The sequence below is a fragment of the Puia sp. genome (assembly GCF_036500295.1).
Taxonomy (GTDB): domain Bacteria; phylum Bacteroidota; class Bacteroidia; order Chitinophagales; family Chitinophagaceae; genus Puia.
This window is the reverse complement of sequence record NZ_DASYCH010000092.1, coordinates 251,932-271,850: the sequence shown is the minus strand read 5'-3', so window position 1 is coordinate 271,850 and position 19,919 is coordinate 251,932. Positions and strand designations below refer to the sequence as shown.

Genomic DNA, 19,919 nt, shown 5'->3' with positions numbered 1-19,919 from the left:
CCCCTAAAATACGTAAATTGCGGCCATGCAGCAATACCTTGATCTTCTTCAGCATATTCTCGATACCGGAGCTGCCAAAACCGACCGTACCGGCACCGGCACGACCAGTTGTTTCGGCTACCAGTTGCGCTTCGATCTCACCAAAGGTTTTCCATTGGTGACAACCAAGAAATTACACCTGAAAAGCATCATTTATGAATTGCTTTGGTTCCTCCGTGGGGAGACCAACATAAAATACCTGAAAGATCATGGCGTCAGTATCTGGGATGAATGGGCCGATGCCAATGGCGAATTAGGGCCCGTCTACGGGAAACAATGGCGCAGCTGGGAAGGCGCCGATGGCCGGACGGTCGATCAGATCACTCAGCTGATCGGGCAGATAAAAAAGAATCCCGACAGCCGCAGGTTGATCGTCAGCGCCTGGAACGTCGCCGATCTGCCCGACATGGCTCTCATGCCCTGTCATGCACTCTTCCAGTTCTATGTAGCTGCAGGCGCCGACGGAAAACAACGGCTAAGCTGTCAGCTCTACCAACGCAGCGCTGATGTGTTCCTGGGCGTTCCCTTCAACATCGCCTCCTATGCCCTGCTGACCCTCATGGTCGCCCAGGTCTGCGGGCTCGAACCCGGGGAGTTCATCCACACTTTTGGTGACGTCCATCTCTACAGCAACCATCTCGAACAGGCAAAGCTGCAGCTCACACGCAAACCCTATCCGCTGCCGGTGATGAAACTCAACCCGGCGGTAAAGGATATCTTCGGGTTTCAATTCGAGGACTTTACGCTCGAAACCTACCAATCCCATCCTGCCATAAAAGCCCCGGTAGCAGTATGATCATCTCACTCATCGTTGCCGCATCCACCAATAATGCCATCGGTAAGGACAACAAGCTGCTCTGGCATCTGCCCAATGACATGAAATTCTTCAAGAATACAACATGGGGCATGCCGGTCATCATGGGCCGGAAGACGTATGACGCCCTCGCGGGCGAACCCTTGCCTGGTCGCTTCAACTTCGTGATCACCCGTCAAAAAGATTGGCATCCCCAAAACGAAAAGGTTACGGTAACCGCAACTGTCGATGCCGCATTAAAAGGCGCCAAAGCCACCGATTGTAAGGAGGCCTTCGTCATCGGCGGCGGGGAGATCTACAAAGAAGCGATGCGCATCGCCGACCGCATCTATATGACCCGGGTTCATGCCGTCCTGGATGGCGACACCTATTTTCCGCCCATCGACGAAAAGGAATGGCAACTTACCGACAACCGGGACTTTCCCGCCGACGACAAACATGCCTACACCTATAGCTTCCAGGTATGGCAGCGGAAAAAATAATTATCATGTATTCGCCTCTCCGGCTTGCACAGAAATATCTCCGGTATTATCTCACCGCTGCCAACGGGAAAGGCCACGGCATCCATTCCCCCTTTGTATTCGACTTCGTAACCAATGTTCTTAACGACCGGCAAGCCTACCCCGCCTACAAACCGATAGAACAACTCCGTCACCGCCTGCGTAAGGACAATACCACCCTGCAAGTCGAAGATAGAGGTGCAGGTTCGGCCTATGGTCCCAGCCATACCCGCAGCATCGCCTCCATCGTCAAAAATGCCGCAAAACCGCCGCGCCTGGGCCAATTGCTCCATCGGGTCGCCGCACATTACCACCCTGCCACGATTGTCGAACTGGGCACCTCCCTCGGGCTCTCAACCGCCTACCTCGCAGCCGGGGCGCCCCGGGCCAATATCCACACCATCGAAGGCGTTCCCGCCATCGCCGCCGCGGCAGGCCGTAACCTGGATTCCCTGCATCTTCACCCCACCATCCTGACAGGCTCCTTCGACGAAGTCCTGCCCTCCCTGCTGCCAGCACTGCCGCCAATCGATCTCGCCTTTATCGACGGCAACCACCGGCACGACCCAACCCTGCGCTATTTCGAGCAACTCCTGCGACACGCATCCCCTTCCTCGGTCCTCATCTTCGACGATATCCATTGGAGCGCAGAAATGGAAACGGCCTGGAACACCATCAAAAAAGATCCCCGTGTTTACCTGACCGTCGATCTCTTTTTTTTGGGCTTTGTCTTCCGCCGGGACGACTTCAAGGTGAAACAGGACTTTATCATTCAGTTTTAGATTATCCGGCTTTAAGCCGATTATTTACCCTTTTAGAATATTTTTTAAGAAGAGCATGGGGGTAAATGGGAAGAAGAGTGTCTGTTGGGTATGAATATGAAAATTATCATCAGCACACTGCTGGTACTGAGTGTTGCCGGGAAGGCCGGCGCTCAGCTGACCATCCCGGACAGGAAACACGCAAATGTCGGTCTGGTATATCCGGTAAGTACGAATTGGTTGCAGGCCAGATCGGTCGTCAATTGTTTTTCTTTCAATCTTCTGGCCGGCCTCTCTGCCGGCGAAACCGGCCTCAGCGTAGCCGGGCTCTCGAATATCGTGTTTGACAGTTCACGAGGGGTACAGATCGCCGGACTCTCGAATCATATCCTCCATAATGCCAGTGGGGTGCAGCTCGCCGGGTTTATGAACTCCGCAGGCAGCAGCAGGGGACTGGAAATAGCCGGCTTTGCAAACATCAACCAGGAAAACGCGGGTAACCAGGTAGCCGGATTCATCAACATCGCAAAAAAGGTCAAAGGCGTACAGATCGCGGGGTTCATCAATATCGCCGACAGCAGCGACTATCCCATTGCGCTCTTCAACTTCATAAAAGACGGCGAGATGTCTGTCGGCGTTAGTACAGACGAATCCCTTACCAACCTGGTCACCTTCCGGTCCGGCGGCCGGCGGCTCTATGGCATCGCCGGATTGGGATATAACCACAGAGGCCAACGCTCGCTGGCGGCCTGGGAACTGGGATTTGGCGGCCACCTCGTGTCGACAGAGCGGTTCCGGCTCAATGTGGAGGGCGTAACCGTGGGCCTGACGGATTTTCAACACGGGAGTTGGGTAAAGGAATCCATCCGGGTCCTGCCGGCGGTCCGGTTGAACCATCGGGTGGAAATCTTTGCCGGGCCGACATTCAATTATCTCAACGCCGACAACGGCCAGGGTCAGGATATCATCCGCCACTATCTGTGGAGCGACCATAGTTCTCATCAGTACCAGGGCCTCTTCTTCGGCGCCACCGCCGGCATCACTATTTCACTAACACACAAATAATAAATATTCCTATGCGGTTTTTATTCCTGCTCATTGGGTTGGCAGCTTCCATAAGTTTGTCAGCCCAGGAGAAACACACCATCAGCGGATCAGTAAAAGACAAGGCCACGGGCGAAAGCATCATCCGGGCATCGGTGATCGTTTCCGGCCAGCACATCGGAGTGACGACAAATGATTATGGCTACTATTCTCTCACCCTGCCCACCGGGAAATATACCCTGATCATCTCATCGGCGGGCCGGCAGTCCCAAACGGTCGACGTTGACCTGAAAGAAAATATCCAGCTCTCCACTCAGCTGGGGGAACAGGCGGAATTACAGAACGTAGTGGTAACGGCACAGGGTAACCGGGGCCGGACCATCCGGGGGACACAGATGGGCGTCGAACACCTTACGACCAACGAGATCAAAAATGTGCCGGTCCTTTTCGGAGAAAAGGATATCCTGAAGACGATGCAACTGCTGCCGGGGGTAAAGTCGGTTGCAGAGGGAAACAGCGGACTCAGCGTTCGCGGCGGCGCGACGGACCAGAACCTGATCCTGCTGGATGAGGCGCCGGTGTACAACGCCTCCCATTTACTCGGCTTTTTCTCGACCTTCAATTCAGATGCGATAAAGGATGTCACGCTGTACAAAGGGGATATGCCGGCGCAGTATGGCGGCAGGCTTTCTTCGGTGGTGGACGTCAGGATGAACGAAGGGAACAACCAGGATTTTCATGTCACGGGCGGCGTCGGGCTTATCTCGGCAAAGATCACTGCGGAAGGCCCCATCGAAAAGGACAAGTCTTCCTTCCTTTTCACGGCGCGCCGCACCTATGCGGACATGTTCCTGAAACTGTCGGGAGACTCCACGAAGAACAAGAACAGCCTTTACTTCTACGACCTCAACGCGAAGTTGAATTTTACTCTGGGCAGTAAGGACAAACTATATGTGTCGGGCTATTTCGGGCGGGATAACCTCGCCAGCGCGGATGTCTTTGGCATCAACTGGGGGAATGCGACGGGGACCATCCGCTGGAATCATACCTTCGGGCCACGGCTGTTTTCCAACACCTCCCTTATCTATAGCGACTACAACTATAAATTGCGCTTTAACAACAGCGGCAGCAGTTTTTCCGTCAGATCCGAACTGCAGGACCTCAACCTGAAGGAAGAATTTCAATGGTACCTCAACCCCCGTAATACGGTTCGGTTTGGGTTCAACGCGATCCACCATGAGATGACACCCGGCGTGCTCGATGCGGGAACCGATGCGGGCGTCAACGACACCGCCTGGCAGAAAAGATACGGCCTGGAGGGCGCGGTCTATCTCAGCAACGACTGGAAGGCCTCCGACCGCCTGAGCTTTACCTACGGCGCCCGGCTGGAGGTTTTCAGTGCCACCGGAAAGGGGGATTTTGTGGATGTGACGCCCGGCGGAAAGGTCACGGATACGATACATAATGGCAGTGGCCAAATCCTGAAGACCTATGTCAACCCGGAGTTCCGCTTTGCGGCGAGCTACCAGTTGGACGCCAGATCCTCTCTCAAAGCCTCCTATGTCGACAACACCCAGAATATGCATCTTATTTCCTCCGGCAGCGCGGGTTTGCCGACCGATCGCTGGGTGCTGAGCAACAATATGATCAAACCCGAACGGTCGCACCAGGTATCTCTCGGTTATTACCGGAATTTAAGCGATGATCGATATGAGCTGACTGTAGAGACCTATTACAAGGCGCTGGAAAACCAGATCGATTACCGCGATGGCGCCAATGTTCAGAGCAACGGCACCATCGAGACCGAACTGCTATACGGCAAGGGCAGGGCTTATGGTATGGAGTGGCTCCTGCGGAAGAAACAGGGCCGGCTGACGGGATGGATCGGCTACACGTTGTCAAAATCCGAGAAGAAGATCGATGGCATCAACAACGACCAATGGTACAATGCTTTTCAGGACCGGACACATGATATTTCCGTGGTCGGCATGTATAAGCTCAACCGGCGGTGGGGCATTTCAGGCAGTTGGGTCTATAATACCGGCAATGCGGTCAGCTTCCCCAGCGGCAAATACAGAGCGGATGGCCGGACGGTGTACTATTATTCGGAGCGTAACGGCTACCGCATGCCCGCCTATCATCGCCTCGACCTCAGCGCAACGGTGCAGCTGAAGCAAACAAAACGGTACTCTTCGGAACTGGCCTTTGGGATTTACAATGCCTATGCCCGGAACAATGCCTTTATCATCACGTTCCGGGATAATAAGACCGACCCGGACAAGACGGAGGCGGTCAGGACGACCCTGTTCAGCGCGGTGCCCTTTATTTCCTACAACTTCAAATTCTAAAAAATGAGATCCATCAAAATAGCCGTTTTATTGACGATCCTCGGCCTGACAGCCTGCCAGAAAGTGATCGATCTGAAACTAAAGAACGATTCGGGAAAATATGTTATCGAAGGAAACGTGACCAACCTGCCCGGGCCCTATCAGGTGACCATCGGCAAGACGGATGCCGTGAATGCGGATTATACCCTGCAGGGGGTCAGCCAGGCGGCCGTGATCATTTCGGACAATGCCGGGAATACCGAGACCTTGCAGGAAATAACCCCCGGCATCTACCAGACGAAGACGCTTCAGGGAGTGGAAGGACGCACTTATAATCTGGACGTAACGGTGGGCAATGCCCATCTCACCGCAACTTCGGTCATGCCGCATCAGGTGAACCTGGATAGCCTCTATATCGTGGAAGTGTTCAATTTCTCGAAGACGGTCAAGGCCGTTGTGCCGTTGTTCACCGACCCGGTGGGCCAGGGAAACAGCTACCGCTTCAACCAGACGATCAACGGGGTACTCGACAAAACGCTTTATTATCAAAACGATGACTTCACCGACGGGAAGACCAGCACCTGGTCGATGCTGCGGCCGGACCCGGATAGCACCCTCCACGGCAAGGACAATGTCAACGTGGAAATGCAGTGTATCGATGCGCCCATGTATAAGTATTGGTACAGTGTGGATATGTCCTCTACCGGAAATGGGAGCACGATTGCGAGCAACCCTGTGACGAACATTGTGGGCGGGGCCCTGGGCTATTTCAGTGCTCATACCTCGCAGACAAAAACGATCGTCGTACCATAGAAGGCGGTGCGGGAGGGGTATTTCCCGGGTTTTGTTATCTTCAGGAACATGAAAAGGAATTTTATCCTTCCCGCCTTCTTATTGGGGCTGTTCGGGATGGCCTGGATCGTCGTCGTCGCCATCCGGCTGAGCCATGGGCCCTATGGCTTCTACGCGTGGTTGCGTGGCGCCTTTTCTAAACACCCTCCTGCCTTGACCAATCCGCGGAATTAGCCTATTTTTACACCGATCGTGTCCTCTCATCTACCAAAAGAACTCCTCTCCTCGCTTGAAGGCCTTCCCGGTTACGATGCCGCGGCTTTCGAAGCCGTGCACACCGCAGGGCCCGCGCCCACTTCCATTCGTATCAACCCGGCCAAACCGCCCGCCGTGCTGCCGGAAAACGCGGTCCCGGTGCCCTGGTCTTCATCGGGTTACTATCTGGCCTCGCGCCCCAGCTTTACCCTCGACCCGCTCTTTCATGCCGGAACCTACTATGTCCAGGAGGCGTCGAGCATGTTCCTCGAACAGGCCCTTCGTCAGACCACCGATCTCACCCGGTCGCTTCGGGTCCTCGACTGCTGCGCGGCCCCGGGCGGCAAATCCACCCTGCTCCGATCGCTTTTATCACCGGAAAGCCTGCTGGTAAGCAACGAAGTCATCCGTAATCGCGTATCGGTCCTGCAGGAGAACATGATCAAATGGGGCGCCCCCGGTACGGTCGTCACCAACAATGACCCCCGGGACTTTCAACGGCTCGAAAACTATTTTGATGTCATCGTGGTCGACGCTCCCTGCAGCGGCAGCGGACTCTTTCGTCGCGAACCCGATGCTGTCAATGAATGGAGCCCGGGAAATGTACAGCTCTGCTGGCAGCGGCAACAGCGTATCCTGGCCGATTGCTGGCCGGCATTGCGGCGCGAAGGGATACTCATCTACTCCACCTGCGCCTATTCCCGCGAAGAGGACGAAGACATCCTTGATTGGCTGATGATGGAATTCGATGCGACAAGCTGTTCCTTGCAATTGGACCCGGAATGGAATATCGTGGAAACAAGAAGCAAAAAAGGCGGCTATGGCTATCGGTTCTACCCGCACCGGCTGAAGGGGGAAGGGCTTTTCATCGCCGCCCTCCGCAAGAATGACGGAAATAGTTTTGCCCCGCCGCGCAAGCTGAACCAACCCGAAAAACCGTCGAAAAAAGAATTGGAAACCATTCACCAATGGATACAGCCTGCCTCATCACTGGCGCTGTTCATCCATCAGGAACAGGTGCATGCCCTTCCTGAATCGCGGCTCGTGGATATTCCCATCCTGCAATCCGCCTGTTATCTGAAAGAGGCGGGCATCACCCTGGGGCAGCTGTCCGCAAAGGATTTTATCCCGCATCACCATCTGGCAATGAGCACGATGGCTCACCCCGGTATTCCAGCCTTGTCGCTATCCCGCGAACAGGCCTTGCAATATCTGCGAAAGGAGGATCTGCACCCCGGGACAACGCACCGGGGTTGGGTCCTTGTACGATATGCGGACCATAACCTGGGTTGGATCAAGGTCCTTCCCCAGCGCTCAAACAATTACTATCCCAAAGAGTGGCGGATTCTCAAAAGAGAATAAAAAACCGCATCTTTGTTGAAACCGGGATCGGCTGTAATCCGGTGTGCCCACGACGTGGGGCCGACATTAACTAAAAATATCGCTATGCGATCACAAGTGACCGTACTTTTTCTGACTAGCTTTTTTTTAATAAAGTTTGCCCAGGCCCAAACAACATCCAATGAATTGATCGTCTTTGGCCAGACCGGTAAATTATACCTGGAACACACGGTCACCGCCAAAGAGAACTGGTACAGCATCGGCCGGCTATATAATACCAGCCCAAAAGAACTGGCCCCATTTAATCATCTGGCATTAACCCAGCCGCTGTCGATCGGGCAGGTCGTCCAGATCCCGCTCACGGCCGTCAATTTCTCCCAGAATCTGCAGAAAACCCCGGCCGAATCCCTGCTCCCTGTCTATTACATCACCCAGGAGAAGGAATGGATGTATCGCATCAGCGTCAATCACAATAGAGTCCCCATCCCCACGCTGGAAAAATGGAATAAAATGACCAAGGACGCGGTACGTCCGGGCATGCGCCTGATCGTAGGTTATCTGAAAGTCAGGACGGCATTGTCCACGCTGGCGACAAACCCGCCCCCGCCTCCTGCGGCAACACCCGCGATATCTCAACTACCGGCATCCACCTCGACAGCGGCCGCTGCGCCGCCGGCTGCCGCAACGGCAACAACAACTGCGGTTAACTCAGCAAAACCGGTCCTGACAAAATCCGTGGATACGCCCATTTCAAAACCGGCTGTCGCCACGGCGAGTGCCGCAACTCCTTCCGCTCCTCCATCGCCCCGCTTCGACGGCGGGATATTCAAATCCGAATTCATGGATAATGGAAAATCGCTCAGCGGCATGGCAAGTATCTTTAAAAGCACCAGCGGCTGGCAGGATGGAAAATACTATGCGCTCATGAATAATATCGCCATCGGAAGCATCGTGAAGGTCACCGATGCCGCCGGTAAAAGCGTCTTTGTAAAGGTGTTGGGACAGCTTCCCGATATGAAGGAAAGCGCCGGTCTCACCATCCGTATCAGCAACGCCGCCGCCGCTGAGATGGGACAAACCAGCGATCGATTTACCGTTCAGGTGAGTTACTAAACCGGTAACCGCGCAGGAAATCCGCCACGGCCATCCGTTTTTTCCCTTCCAGCTGCAATTCGGTCACCCGGATATAACCATCCGGTGTGGCAAACCGGAGAAAGCTTTTCCCGTCGGTGTCATAGACACCCGGCGCGACATCCGGCGCAAGCGCATGCACCGCTTTTTCTGCCCGGTAGATCTTCAGGGTCTTACCATCCAACTCCGTATAGGCCGTGGGGAAAGGCGAAAGCCCGCGGATAAGATTGAAGATCTCCGTCGCCGGTTTATTCCAATCGATCTTTCCTGTTTCCGTAAAAATTTTCGGGGCATGTTTCAGATCCGCGGAATTCTCCTGGGGGTGTGAGCGCAGTGTTCCCGCCGCAAGTCCCTCGATGGTCTGCACGAGCAGACTGGCGCCGATCACCTTCATCCGGTCGTGTACATCTCCTGCCGTGTCGGTTTCCTCGATGGGGAACCGGTCTTGTAGCAGGATGCTTCCCGTGTCGATATCGTGTTGCAATTGAAAGGTGGTCACCCCCGTTTCTTTTTCACCGTTGATCACGGCCCAGTTGATCGGCGCGGCGCCGCGATATTGCGGCAACAGCGAACCATGAAGGTTTACGGTCCCCATCGGCGGCATGTCCCATACCATTTCCGGCAACATCCGAAAAGCCACCACGATCTGCAAGTCGGCCCGCAGGGCCCGCAGCGATTCCAGGAAACCGGGGTCGCGCAATTTCTCCGGCTGCAGGATGGGCAAGCCCTTCCCGCCGGCAAATTTCTTGACGGCGCTTTCGGTCAACTGCATTCCCCGGCCTGCCGGCTTATCGGGCGCCGTCACAACCCCGACTACCTGAAATCCGGCATCCAGGATGGCCTCCAGACTGGCGACTGCGAATTCGGGGGTGCCCATAAAAACTATCCTCGGACTACTCGGCATATGCAACGGCTGATTTGGTCGCAATTTAACTATTTAGCCTTACCTTGCACAAAACACATTTGTATGGCACAAGAAGTAAGATCAGGAGATACCGTCAAAGTTCACTATCATGGGCGGCTCACCGACGGCACAACATTCGATTCATCCGAAGGTCGGGCTCCCCTGGAGTTTGAAGTGGGCAGCGGTATGGTGATAAAAGGGTTCGACGATGGTGTGTTGGGCATGACCGTAGGTGAAAAAAAGACCATCGAGATCGCCGTGGATGATGCCTATGGACCCCGTGACCCCCAGGCGATCATTGAATTTCCCATCGATCGATTTCCTCCCAATATGAAGCCCGAAGTTGGAATGCAACTGGCCATGAATAACGGTGCCGGACAACAGATGCCCGTCGTCATCGTGGAAGTAAAACCAGAATTCGTCGTGCTGGATGCCAACCACCAATTGGCCGGTCAGGATCTGATCTTCGATCTCGAACTGGTGGATATCAACAGCCCGTCCCGGATCATTATGCCGTAAGCTGCTGAGACCTGGCAGCGTATTTCTTCTCAAAGAAAAGCGCCAGCACGCAAAGCGCTAGAACCGAAACGGTAGTATTCAGGATCGAGCCTTCCAGTCCGAAGTCCCCCCCCGTAATAAAGAGATCGCCCTTGGGTTCTGCTACCAGCAGCGTAGGCAGGCTAAGCCCGCTTACCCGGAACCCAAGGATCGGTCCCTGGAAGAAATTCCAGCTGAGGTGAAAAAGGAAGGAAAACCAGAGATTCCGGGTGTAGATATAGTTGACCCCCAACAGCAGCCCGGCCAGGAACAGGTTGGCGAACGCCAGCGTGTGTATGCCGGGGTTGGTAAAGTGAAAGCCGGCGAACAGCACCCCCGAGATCAGCAGGGCCACCCACTTGTTGGGAAAAGATTCGAGGAGGTTGTTGAGGATATAACCCCGGAACACCATCTCCTCGCTAAAGGCGATCAGCGCCATCAAACCCAGCGAGACGAAGAGGGAAGATGGGTCAAAGCTGATATCCACCCATTCCAGGTGTCCGCTGGCCATCATCAGCAGCGCGGTGACTCCAAGCAGGGCCGGTCCCATAAAAAGTCCGGTCACGCCTTCACCCGGGACTGCTTCCAGCCCCCAGCCAAGCGTTCCCAGGCTGCGCCGGTCGATCAGCAGCCGGAATATCCCTACGGAAACCATCGCGATCGCAAATTCCAGCAGGACCATCAGCCAGAGATAGTTCCCCGTCAGCAACCCCGAAAGCGTGGCAATCGGCTTCGCCTTCAGATCGTCGACGGAAACTCCCGCGACGGTAATCACCGCCGGAACGGCAATAAGTATGGAAAGGACGCAAAAGCTGACGCAAAACACCAACACCCGCAGCCAGCCCTGCCGCAACACCGGATTTTTTATAGCCTGATCAGACATACGCATTATATTCGCCAGGTCCAAAACTGGCGGAGCCAGTTTAAAGACATTAGCCATGTTGAGGCAAAAAATTATATTTGCCCAATTTTTCGCCTCAACGAAAATACATAAGATGTTCGAAAACTACGACTTCAGCGCGGCGGAAAGATTTCTCCGCTACGTACAAATCGATACCCAGAGCGACCCGCAGTCCAAAAGCCATCCGTCCACGGAGAAGCAAAAGAACCTCGGCCGGCTGCTGGTGGAAGAACTGAAGCTCATGGGCCTGACCGACGCAGCGCTCGATGACTTCGGCTATGTCTATGCCACCCTCCCCGCCAATACGGATAAACCCGTACCCGTCATCTGTTTCTGTGCGCACATGGATACCGCCCCCGATTGCACCGGTGAGAACGTCAAACCCATCGTTCATGCCAATTACGACGGCGGCGATATCCCCCTTCCCGACGACCCCAACCAGGTGATCAGCCCGCGAGAACATCCCTACCTGGCGACCAAAAAAGGCGACGATCTCATCACAGCCTCCGGCACGACCCTGCTGGGCGCCGACGACAAGGCCGGCATCGCCGTGATCATGGATATGGCGCATTTCCTTGTCCGGCATCCGGAAATAAAACACGGCGCCATCCGTATCCTTTTTACACCCGACGAAGAGATCGGCAGGGGAGTGGATAAGCTCGACATGACCCGGCTCGGCGCCGATTTCGGCTACACCCTCGACGCCGGCGAACTCGGCTCATTCGAGGACGAGACCTTCTCCGCGGATGCCATGACGATCACCTTCCACGGCATCAGCGCCCATCCCGGCTACGGCAAGGACAAACTTGTCAACGCCCTGAAAGTCGCGGCTCACTTTATCGACAGCCTGCCAAAGGACGAATGGTCCCCCGAAACCACCGAAGACCGCTATGGCTTTGTCCATCCCGTCCGGTTCAGCGGCATCACCGAAAAAGCGACGGTGGAATTCATCATCCGTGACTTTATAACGGGGAAACTCAAAGCCTACGAAACTCATCTGCAGGATAAGATCGACGATGCGCTAAACGCCTTCCCCGGCGCCACCGCCGAGGTGTCGGTCACCGAACAATATCGCAATATGAAAGAAGTGCTCGACGCACACCCCGAGGTGACGGAATATGCGCTGGAAGCGATCGAAAGGGCCGGCGTGAAAGTCCATCGCAGCAGCGCTCGCGGCGGCACCGACGGCTCCCGGCTTTCCTTTATGGGTCTGCCCTGTCCAAATATCTTCACGGGCGAGATGGCCTTTCACGGGAAGCACGAATATGTCAGCATCCAGGATATGCAGGCCGCCGTGCGGACCATCGTTCATCTGGCGCAGGTGTGGGAACAGCGGTCCTAAGCCCTGTTCAGGATATTGCGGATGATCATCCCCGCGTGCACCCGCGAATTCTCGATAAACCAGACATGCGTATTCATCCCGCCGCAGACGACACCGGCGAGATACAGACCCGGAATATTCGTTTCCATCGTTTCGGGATCGTAATACGGCTGCAGCCGGCCGTCATCCGACAATTGGATACCGATCTGCCGTAAAAGTTTGAAATCGGGCTGGTATCCCGTCAGCGAGATGACATAATCATTGGAGATGGTCTTCAGTCCTTCCGGCGTAAGAATGTCCACCTCACCTTCCCGGATGGCCGAAAGCACCGAACGCGTATGGGCGGTGATGCTGCCTTCTTTGATCCGGTTCTCGATATCGGGTTTCACCCAATACTTCACCCGGGGGCCGATGCCTTCACCGCGGATCACCATCGTCACCTCCGCTCCCTTGCGCCAGGTCTCCAGCGCCGCATCCACCGCGGAATTGCTGGCGCCCACCACCACCACCTTCTGCATCGCATAAAAATGCGGCTCTTTATAATAGTGTGTGACCTTGGGCAACTGCTCACCGGGGATATTCAGCAACACCGGGATATCATAAAAGCCGGTGGCCAGGATCACGTTGGCGGCATGATATGTGCTCCGGTTACTCACCACCTCAAACCCCCCACCCGCCGGACGCACCGCCGTTACTCCCTCCTGCAGCTGGATATTGACGGCGTTCGACACGGCCACCCGGCGATAATATTCCAGCGCCTCGCTGCGGTTGGGCTTCACATTATTGCTGACAAAAGGAACCCCGCCGATCTCGATCCGCTCGGAAGTGGAGAAGAAGGTCATATTGACCGGGTACCGGTACAAAGAATTGACCAGACAGCCTCTTTCCAGGATAAGATACTCGATTCCCGCCTTTTGAGCCTCAAGGGCGCAGGCAATGCCAATGGGCCCGCCGCCGATAATGATCAGACCGTAATTCGTGCGCATCCGCAAATTTATGTACATTCACCCACAAATAGTTTTACATATGGAGACTGTCAATGTCGTATATATCATCGGGGTCCTGATCGTCCTGGCAGTGATCCTCAGCTGCGTCCTGACGGTCACTCAGGGATATATTTACGTCATCACGAGGTTTGGAAAATATAACCGTATCCTCCGTCCGGGGCTCAACTTCAAACTCCCTGTTCTCGAAGTGGTATATAAGAAGATCTCCATTCAGAACCGGTCGGTCGAACTGGAATTCCAGGCCGTCACCGCCGACCAGGCCAACGTCTATTTTAAAAGCATGCTCCTGTATGCCGTTCAAAACGCCGATGAAGAAACCATCAAACGCGTTGCATTCAAGTTCATTGCCGATCGCGATCTGATGCAGGCCCTCACCCGCACCATCGAAGGCAGCATCCGCTCTTTTGTCGCCACCAAGCGCCAGGCCGAGATACTCGGTCTCAGGCGGGAGATCGTCGAATTCGTAAAAGACCAGATCGATCAATCACTCGAAGAATGGGGCTATCACTTGATGGACCTCCAGATAAACGATATCACTTTCGACAAAGCCATTATCGAGTCGATGAGCAAGGTCGTGGCCAGCAACAACCTGAAGGCCGCCGCCGAGAACGAAGGCCAGGCCCTCCTTATCACAAAAACAAAGGCCGCGGAAGCCGAAGGCAATGCCATCAAGATCTCCGCAGAAGCCGAAAAAGAAGCAGCCCGCCTCCGCGGCCAGGGCGTCGCCCTCTTCCGGCAGGAAGTGGCCCACGGGATGAGCGAGGCCGCCGAAGAGATGAAACGGGCCAATCTCGACACCAATGTCATCCTCTTCAGTATGTGGACCGAAGCCGTCAAAAACTTCGCGGAAGTGAGCAAGGGGAACATCATCTTCCTCGATGGCAGCGCCCAGGGGATGGAAAATACCATGCGCCAGATCCAGGCCCTGATGATCAACCAACAGCTCGGCCCGAATAAATAGCTGCATCGGGCAGCCATTTGGCCTCACAGAGGTTCATTTGGCCTAATTTTAGCATTTCCTTAAAAATACATCGGCCCTCTGGCCGTTATATTCGCAAATCTTTACATTTACCACATGAATTTATTCTTCCTGCAGGTAATCATCGACTCCGCAAAGTTCAAAGACAGCCTGGCCCACGTCGCCCAGCTGGCGACCCAGCAAAAAGAAAGTCTCTGGGATATCCTTATGAAAGGCGGTCCGCTTATGTTCCCCCTCGCCCTTCTGCTGGTGATCGCCTTCTTCGTCTTCTTCGAACGCTACCTGGCCATCAAGAAGGCCATGAAAATGGACGATAACTTCATGAGCATTATCCGGGATCATATCATCAATGGAAACGTCCAGGCCGCCCGCAGCCTTACCAAAAATACCAACTCGGCCGTCGCCCGGATGATCGATAAAGGTATCCAGCGTGTCGGTAAACCCATAGAAGCCATCGAACGGAGCATGGAGAACGTCGGGAAGCTGGAATTGTATCAAATGGAAAGAAACCTGTCTGTCCTGTCGGTCATCGGGTACATCGGCCCCCTTTTTGGCTTCCTCGGGACCATCGTGGGGATGTTCGAGCTGTTCTATACCCTCGCCGCGACCAACGACTACACCCTGTCGACTATCGCCGGCGGCATTTATATAAAAATGATCTCCTCGGCCTCCGGCCTGATCATCGGGATCATCGCCTACCTGGGCTATCGCTTCCTGAACTCCCAGGTAGACAAAGCCACAAACCGCCTCGAATCGGCCAGCGCCGATTTCATCGATATCCTGCAGGAACCAACCCGCTAGGCTAAAACAAACAAACATGAACCTACGAAGAAGACATAGGGAGGAGGCGGAAGTCCACACAGGACCCTTGAACGATATCCTGTTCATCCTGTTGCTATTCTTCCTCATCGTCTCCTCACTTGCCAACCCGAATGTGATAAAACTTTCCCAGCCCAAGTCGAAAAGCGACACCAAGGCCAAACAGACCGTGGTCGTTTCCATCGACGCCAATAAACAGTTTTACGTCGGCACCGCCCATGTCACCATCGACGAGCTGAAGGCAAAATTGCAACCCTTCCTGGTGAAACAGGGAGATCAACCGTCGGTCGTCATCAATGCAGATAAAAATGTTCCCGTCGACGATGTAGTCCAGGTGATGCGCGTGGCCCGTGAACTCGGGGCGCGGACGGTCCTCGCGGTGGATAAGAACGGCGTGCAGTAGCGGCGCACAGCGCCGCTGGCCGAAGGCCCGATATTAATGGACAGTCGTCTGGTGCCGAAGGCGCCAATGCTAAAACTCTACGTGAGCCCTCGCGGCAAACAGGCTAACCGGCCCGCGGTCCCTGTTATAAGCCGGATGCTCCACAAACTGATAATCCAGCGTCCCCCAGATATTCGCAAACAACTTGCATTCGTAGAAGATCTCCGCAATATCCTCCCGGCCATAATTCGGCAGCCGGCCATCCCCGATCATAAACCCATAACCGCCCGCCGCCAGGAAATCCCGGTGATCGTTCGAGATCCCATTCGTCATCAGGGCCACCCCGATATTGTCGGCCTTCCGCTTCCAGCCGTCCCCATAAATGCGGATCCCGCCGCTTACCGTATTGTCAATCTCCGCAAATGCCCAGGTTGCCGTCTTCCCATTGTTCCAGCCGAGTCGCAAGAAGGCGCTTACCGAAGAGCCGAGTTCCTGCTCGCCGTTGATCCCGAACCCCGGTTTCCTGCCGCCATATTTCTTGCCGAAGATGACATCCATCGCGGTGTCCGTCCCATCGAGTTTTTCGTTTATCACATCCCGGTATTTTGGCGCGTGGTTGATATTGTAATAACCCAATAGGCGCAGCACACCCTTATGCCCCTTGACGGTATATCGCTTCTCGAACTCGACGTTCTCGCTGTTGGTATGAAAATAATGCTCATCCAGGTCCGGCCCATTGGCATAGATCGGCTCCAGGGCCGTTCCCACCCGCAGGGTCCAGCTGGGCTTCACCAGTTCGGCGACGAACCCAAAAGTATAGCCGCGGGTATTGGCGGCATAGTCATAGGCCCCATTGTTCATAAAGGCCCAGTTCATAAAATCCATCCGGGGATCATGGCTCACATTACTGCCGTCAAAGAAATCTCCCAGCGAGAACTTCCCCAGCGTCAGGGTGATCCGCGAGGTCGAAACCCGTTCGCTCAGCTGGTTTTGATCGTCGGCCAGCTGTTCAAAATGATCCTTGTCGAGAAAGATATGCTGCCGCAGAAACAGCCGGCCCGTATAGACCGTCGGCTCCGGGTTGCCGATACGAAACGTCTCTCCATTGGGGAAGCCGGCAATCCCCAGTGTGCTGCTCACCCCGCGGCCGCCCGCCATTTCGGGATTCCAAAAGAGGGAGGCTCCCTTCCACAGCGAATGCCCCAGGTAGGCGGTGGTCGTCACCGAATAAGCATGCTGGCCATTCGGCTGCAAACTGTTCTGCCCGCTATAAGGGGATGAAAAATGGGGATACCCCTGCACGACACCCGTAAATTGAAAATGGGTACTCCAGCCGGAATCTTTGAACAGGGCGTCGTTGGTCTGGGCAGTCACCGAGCCCGCAAACAAGGTCATAAAAAGGGCGCCATAGGTCCTGAGTATCATCACGTACAATCTTTGGGCGCAAAATAAGCCCAGCCCGCGGAAGTGATGAAATATATTACTGTTACCATGTTGCTTTTATCATCCGGTTCCTGCCCTGCAGGTCCGCCCGCAACTCCACCTCCCTGGCCCCCAGATCCTTCAGCAGCAGCTGCACCGCCGGCCCCCGGTCCTCATGGATCTCGGCAAATAATCCGCCACCCGGCGTAGAGCGTTGCCGGGCGAATTCACCCAATGCCCGATAGAACAAAAGGGCATCGCCGGTCGGGACGAAAAGTGCGGCACCCGGTTCGTAATCAACGACATGCCGGTCCAGTGAACCGGCTTCATCCATCGGGATATAGGGCGGATTGCTCACCAGCCAGCGGATTGGCGGGAGTTGGGTCCATCCGCCGTGATCAAGAAAATCCAGCCGGATAAAACCCACGGCCGCACCCAGGGCTTCGGCATTCTCCTGCGCCACCGCCAATGCCCCTACGCTGACATCACAGGCAAATACCGGCAAGTTCGGCAGCCTTCGCGCAAGCGTCACAGCGATGCAGCCGCTGCCCGTACCCACGTCGAGCAGGGCAGATCTCCCATCTCCGGCATCGGCCGCCGAGATCTCCGCCGCCGCCCATTCGACCAGTTCCTCCGTCTCCGGTCTGGGGATCAACACCCGCTCGTCTACAACAAATTTCATCCCCGCAAACCAGCTCTCTCCCAGCACATATTGCACCGGCCGGTGCGTCAGCAACTCCCGCCGGCACCGCTCATAGGAAGCCAGGGCCTCCGGCGGCAATAAAACACCCCGCAGCATCAGCCGGTCGATCTTCTTCTTCCCGCTAAGCGACTCTACTACCCAATCGGCAATCACGGTCGCTTCCCGCTCACCATACAGGGGTACCAGGTCCAAACTCAATTCTTTTTGTGCAGTCAGCCAATCCATCCCGTAAAATTACTCCCAATTGCGGCGTCGCGGACGCCCTATTTGGATTAAATTTGCGCCCTTGACCGCTCCCGAAACATATATGCATCGCTGTCTCGAACTGGCCCGCCTCGGCGCCGGTCATGTAGCCCCCAATCCGATGGTCGGCGCGGTGCTGGTCTATAACGACCGGATCATCGGCGAAGGCTATCACCAACTCTATGGCAAGACGCACGCAGAGGTGAATTGCCTCGATTCGGTTAGCGAGGCCAACCGGCAATACATCGATCAGTCTACCATCTATGTCTCGCTCGAACCCTGCGCCCATCATGGGAAAACCCCTCCTTGCGCCGATCTGCTCATCGCGAACCGGGTCCCCCGGGTAGTGGTCGGCTGCCGCGACCCCTTTCCCCTGGTCAATGGGAAAGGCATCGAGAAACTGAAGGCGGCAGGCATCGACGTACAACCGGGGATCCTCGAAACGGAATGCCGGCAGCTCAACAGCCGCTTCTTTACTTTTCATACCCGGTACCGTCCCTATGTCCTGCTGAAATGGGCCCAAAGTGCCAACGGCCTTATCGCCCGTGCCGGCGAAAGGACAGCTATTTCAAACGAATACACCAACCGCCTGGTCCATAAGTGGCGTTCGGAGGAAGCGGCCATCCTCGTCGGACCCCGGACAGCGCTGATCGATAACCCGGCGCTCACAGCCCGGCTCTGGACCGGTCCCGATCCCATCCGGCTGGTCATCGACAAAAACCTGGAATTGCCGGCTGACCTTCAACTGTTCGACCGGAAAACAAAGACCATCGTCTTTAACAGCATCAAACACGAAGAAGAACACGAAAACCTTCACTACTATCAAATCGCCACGGATAGCAGCATCGTCAATCAGCTACTCCTCGCACTGCATCAGCTGAAGATCCAAAGCGTCCTGGTGGAAGGCGGAGCGCGGCTTCTGCAATCCTTTATCGACGAAGATGCCTGGGACGAAGCCCGCATCATCACCAACAACGACCTTCATCTGCCGGCCGGACTGCCGGCGCCGCGACTTACCCACGCTCACCTCCGATCCCATGAAAGCCTATTGTCGGACACCATTCGTTATTACCATCATGACTGATCAGGATTTCTATTATACCGTCGCAAAAACCGGCATGGCCGAATTCAAGGACAGAGGCAGCAAATTCATCGGCTATGTCTATCCGATAGCCAGCACCGATGAGTTCAGGGAAAGGCTCAACGACGTCAAAAAAGAGCACCCAAAAGCCACCCATCACTGTTTTGCCTATCGCCTCGGCCTCGACGGCAATACCTACCGCGTAAGCGATGCCGGTGAACCCTCCGGTACGGCCGGCCGGCCCATCCTCGGCCAGATCGACAGCAAGCAGCTCGTCAACACCCTTGTCGTCGTCGTTCGCTATTTCGGGGGCACCCTGCTGGGAGTGCCGGGTCTGATCAACGCCTATAAGACGGCCACCGCCCTCGCCCTGCAGACGACCCAGCTTGTCCAGAAACCCGTGGAAAAAGAATTCGTCGTTCAGTTTGACTATACCCAGGTCAATGAGATCATGACCCTTGTAAAACAATACAATTGCCGGGTCGTCCGCCAGGAGATGCAGCTTTTTTGTAATATGACTATTGCCATTCCGCGCAACCGCATCTCCGAGCTGAGTTATAAATTACAGGAAATCAGGGATGTAGAACTTTCGCCGACCGCGGGATAATTTTGGGGG

The 19,919-nt window shown here is 55.2% G+C and carries 21 protein-coding genes; 16 read left to right on the top strand and 5 right to left on the bottom strand.

Annotation, left to right across the window (positions count from 1 at the left end):
- Positions 1–25 precede the first annotated feature (25 nt).
- The 9 genes from VGM48_RS18350 to VGM48_RS18310 all read left to right on the top strand — a co-directional run bounded on the left by VGM48_RS18350 (position 26) and on the right by VGM48_RS18310 (position 8,986).
- The gene (locus VGM48_RS18350) at positions 26–835 is read left to right on the top strand and encodes a thymidylate synthase (protein ID WP_331581839.1); all 810 of its coding nucleotides are present in this window, start codon (positions 26–28) and stop codon (positions 833–835) included.
- Positions 832–1,335 (top strand): dihydrofolate reductase, encoded by a 504-nt coding sequence (locus tag VGM48_RS18345; RefSeq protein WP_331581837.1) that lies wholly within the window; start codon positions 832–834, stop codon positions 1,333–1,335. The genes VGM48_RS18350 and VGM48_RS18345 overlap by 4 nt, the downstream gene beginning before the upstream one ends.
- A 5-nt stretch (positions 1,336–1,340) precedes the next feature.
- Positions 1,341–2,135 (top strand): class I SAM-dependent methyltransferase, encoded by a 795-nt coding sequence (locus VGM48_RS18340; RefSeq protein ID WP_331581835.1) that lies wholly within the window; start codon positions 1,341–1,343, stop codon positions 2,133–2,135.
- A gap of 90 nt (positions 2,136–2,225) precedes the next feature.
- Complete coding sequence (locus VGM48_RS18335) at positions 2,226–3,179, top strand: hypothetical protein (RefSeq protein ID WP_331581833.1); 954 nt, start codon at positions 2,226–2,228, stop codon at positions 3,177–3,179.
- An 11-nt stretch (positions 3,180–3,190) separates the two neighbouring features.
- On the top strand, positions 3,191–5,506 hold the full coding sequence (locus tag VGM48_RS18330) for a TonB-dependent receptor (RefSeq protein ID WP_331581831.1): 2,316 nt from the start codon (positions 3,191–3,193) through the stop codon (positions 5,504–5,506).
- 3 nt (positions 5,507–5,509) lie between these two features.
- Positions 5,510–6,298 carry a DUF4249 domain-containing protein gene (locus tag VGM48_RS18325; protein WP_331581830.1) on the top strand — a complete coding sequence of 263 codons (789 nt, stop codon included), beginning with the start codon at positions 5,510–5,512 and terminating at the stop codon, positions 6,296–6,298.
- 48 nt (positions 6,299–6,346) lie between these two features.
- Positions 6,347–6,511 carry a hypothetical protein gene (locus VGM48_RS18320; RefSeq protein ID WP_331581828.1) on the top strand — a complete coding sequence of 55 codons (165 nt, stop codon included), beginning with the start codon at positions 6,347–6,349 and terminating at the stop codon, positions 6,509–6,511.
- A gap of 18 nt (positions 6,512–6,529) precedes the next feature.
- Positions 6,530–7,894, top strand: coding sequence for a methyltransferase RsmF C-terminal domain-like protein (locus VGM48_RS18315; protein ID WP_331581826.1), 1,365 nt, complete (start codon positions 6,530–6,532; stop codon positions 7,892–7,894).
- A gap of 84 nt (positions 7,895–7,978) precedes the next feature.
- The gene (locus VGM48_RS18310) at positions 7,979–8,986 is read left to right on the top strand and encodes a LysM peptidoglycan-binding domain-containing protein (protein WP_331581824.1); all 1,008 of its coding nucleotides are present in this window, start codon (positions 7,979–7,981) and stop codon (positions 8,984–8,986) included.
- Here the strand turns inward: VGM48_RS18310 and fmt are convergent.
- The gene (gene fmt, locus VGM48_RS18305) at positions 8,964–9,908 is read right to left on the bottom strand and encodes a methionyl-tRNA formyltransferase (protein WP_331581822.1); all 945 of its coding nucleotides are present in this window, start codon (positions 9,906–9,908) and stop codon (positions 8,964–8,966) included. The two genes, VGM48_RS18310 and fmt, sit on opposite strands and share 23 nt — an antisense overlap.
- A 63-nt stretch (positions 9,909–9,971) precedes the next feature.
- On the opposite strand from fmt, the gene VGM48_RS18300 reads away from it, so the two are divergent.
- On the top strand, positions 9,972–10,427 hold the full coding sequence (locus VGM48_RS18300) for a peptidylprolyl isomerase (protein WP_331581820.1): 456 nt from the start codon (positions 9,972–9,974) through the stop codon (positions 10,425–10,427).
- Here the strand turns inward: VGM48_RS18300 and VGM48_RS18295 are convergent.
- On the bottom strand, positions 10,417–11,328 hold the full coding sequence (locus tag VGM48_RS18295) for a type II CAAX endopeptidase family protein (RefSeq protein ID WP_331581818.1): 912 nt from the start codon (positions 11,326–11,328) through the stop codon (positions 10,417–10,419). The two genes, VGM48_RS18300 and VGM48_RS18295, sit on opposite strands and share 11 nt — an antisense overlap.
- 112 nt (positions 11,329–11,440) lie before the next feature.
- On the opposite strand from VGM48_RS18295, the gene pepT reads away from it, so the two are divergent.
- Positions 11,441–12,688: a peptidase T gene (gene pepT / locus VGM48_RS18290; protein WP_331581816.1), complete on the top strand. Its 1,248-nt coding sequence runs from the start codon at positions 11,441–11,443 to the stop codon at positions 12,686–12,688.
- On the opposite strand, the gene VGM48_RS18285 is transcribed toward pepT, so the two are convergent.
- Entirely contained in the window at positions 12,685–13,653 is a 969-nt protein-coding gene (locus VGM48_RS18285; RefSeq protein WP_331581814.1) for a YpdA family putative bacillithiol disulfide reductase, read from the bottom strand. The two genes, pepT and VGM48_RS18285, sit on opposite strands and share 4 nt — an antisense overlap.
- Before the next feature lie 40 nt (positions 13,654–13,693).
- Between VGM48_RS18285 and VGM48_RS18280 the strand changes: the two genes are divergently transcribed.
- From VGM48_RS18280 to VGM48_RS18270, 3 genes are all read left to right on the top strand, one after another.
- On the top strand, positions 13,694–14,635 hold the full coding sequence (locus VGM48_RS18280; RefSeq protein WP_331581794.1) for an SPFH domain-containing protein: 942 nt from the start codon (positions 13,694–13,696) through the stop codon (positions 14,633–14,635).
- 114 nt (positions 14,636–14,749) lie between these two features.
- A complete protein-coding gene (locus tag VGM48_RS18275; protein ID WP_331581792.1) occupies positions 14,750–15,454 on the top strand; it encodes a MotA/TolQ/ExbB proton channel family protein in 705 nt (234 codons plus the stop codon).
- Positions 15,455–15,470: 16 nt separating this feature from the next.
- Positions 15,471–15,875 (top strand): biopolymer transporter ExbD, encoded by a 405-nt coding sequence (locus VGM48_RS18270; RefSeq protein WP_331581790.1) that lies wholly within the window; start codon positions 15,471–15,473, stop codon positions 15,873–15,875.
- Between the two features lie 69 nt (positions 15,876–15,944).
- On the opposite strand, the gene VGM48_RS18265 is transcribed toward VGM48_RS18270, so the two are convergent.
- Both VGM48_RS18265 and prmC read right to left on the bottom strand, forming a co-directional pair.
- Positions 15,945–17,279: a carbohydrate porin gene (locus VGM48_RS18265; protein WP_331581788.1), complete on the bottom strand. Its 1,335-nt coding sequence runs from the start codon at positions 17,277–17,279 to the stop codon at positions 15,945–15,947.
- A 61-nt stretch (positions 17,280–17,340) separates the two neighbouring features.
- Positions 17,341–18,204: a peptide chain release factor N(5)-glutamine methyltransferase gene (gene prmC, locus VGM48_RS18260; RefSeq protein ID WP_331581786.1), complete on the bottom strand. Its 864-nt coding sequence runs from the start codon at positions 18,202–18,204 to the stop codon at positions 17,341–17,343.
- 82 nt (positions 18,205–18,286) lie between these two features.
- On the opposite strand from prmC, the gene ribD reads away from it, so the two are divergent.
- Entirely contained in the window at positions 18,287–19,306 is a 1,020-nt protein-coding gene (gene ribD, locus VGM48_RS18255) for a bifunctional diaminohydroxyphosphoribosylaminopyrimidine deaminase/5-amino-6-(5-phosphoribosylamino)uracil reductase RibD (RefSeq protein WP_331581784.1), read from the top strand.
- On the top strand, positions 19,299–19,910 hold the full coding sequence (locus VGM48_RS18250) for a YigZ family protein (protein ID WP_331581782.1): 612 nt from the start codon (positions 19,299–19,301) through the stop codon (positions 19,908–19,910). Before ribD ends, VGM48_RS18250 begins: the two co-directional genes overlap by 8 nt.
- The last annotated feature ends 9 nt before the right edge of the window (positions 19,911–19,919 follow it).

Coding starts and splice junctions, on each gene's coding strand:
- VGM48_RS18265 (WP_331581788.1), bottom strand. CDS start 17,279: ATGATACTCAGGACCTATGGCGCCCTTTTTATGACCTTGTTTGCGGGC.
- VGM48_RS18350 (WP_331581839.1), top strand. CDS start 26: ATGCAGCAATACCTTGATCTTCTTCAGCATATTCTCGATACCGGAGCT.
- fmt (WP_331581822.1), bottom strand. CDS start 9,908: ATGCCGAGTAGTCCGAGGATAGTTTTTATGGGCACCCCCGAATTCGCA.
- VGM48_RS18320 (WP_331581828.1), top strand. CDS start 6,347: ATGAAAAGGAATTTTATCCTTCCCGCCTTCTTATTGGGGCTGTTCGGG.
- VGM48_RS18275 (WP_331581792.1), top strand. CDS start 14,750: ATGAATTTATTCTTCCTGCAGGTAATCATCGACTCCGCAAAGTTCAAA.
- VGM48_RS18270 (WP_331581790.1), top strand. CDS start 15,471: ATGAACCTACGAAGAAGACATAGGGAGGAGGCGGAAGTCCACACAGGA.
- VGM48_RS18345 (WP_331581837.1), top strand. CDS start 832: ATGATCATCTCACTCATCGTTGCCGCATCCACCAATAATGCCATCGGT.
- VGM48_RS18330 (WP_331581831.1), top strand. CDS start 3,191: ATGCGGTTTTTATTCCTGCTCATTGGGTTGGCAGCTTCCATAAGTTTG.
- VGM48_RS18340 (WP_331581835.1), top strand. CDS start 1,341: ATGTATTCGCCTCTCCGGCTTGCACAGAAATATCTCCGGTATTATCTC.
- VGM48_RS18335 (WP_331581833.1), top strand. CDS start 2,226: ATGAATATGAAAATTATCATCAGCACACTGCTGGTACTGAGTGTTGCC.
- VGM48_RS18285 (WP_331581814.1), bottom strand. CDS start 13,653: ATGCGCACGAATTACGGTCTGATCATTATCGGCGGCGGGCCCATTGGC.
- VGM48_RS18295 (WP_331581818.1), bottom strand. CDS start 11,328: ATGTCTGATCAGGCTATAAAAAATCCGGTGTTGCGGCAGGGCTGGCTG.
- VGM48_RS18310 (WP_331581824.1), top strand. CDS start 7,979: ATGCGATCACAAGTGACCGTACTTTTTCTGACTAGCTTTTTTTTAATA.
- ribD (WP_331581784.1), top strand. CDS start 18,287: ATGCATCGCTGTCTCGAACTGGCCCGCCTCGGCGCCGGTCATGTAGCC.
- VGM48_RS18325 (WP_331581830.1), top strand. CDS start 5,510: ATGAGATCCATCAAAATAGCCGTTTTATTGACGATCCTCGGCCTGACA.
- VGM48_RS18280 (WP_331581794.1), top strand. CDS start 13,694: ATGGAGACTGTCAATGTCGTATATATCATCGGGGTCCTGATCGTCCTG.
- prmC (WP_331581786.1), bottom strand. CDS start 18,204: ATGGATTGGCTGACTGCACAAAAAGAATTGAGTTTGGACCTGGTACCC.
- VGM48_RS18300 (WP_331581820.1), top strand. CDS start 9,972: ATGGCACAAGAAGTAAGATCAGGAGATACCGTCAAAGTTCACTATCAT.
- VGM48_RS18250 (WP_331581782.1), top strand. CDS start 19,299: ATGACTGATCAGGATTTCTATTATACCGTCGCAAAAACCGGCATGGCC.
- pepT (WP_331581816.1), top strand. CDS start 11,441: ATGTTCGAAAACTACGACTTCAGCGCGGCGGAAAGATTTCTCCGCTAC.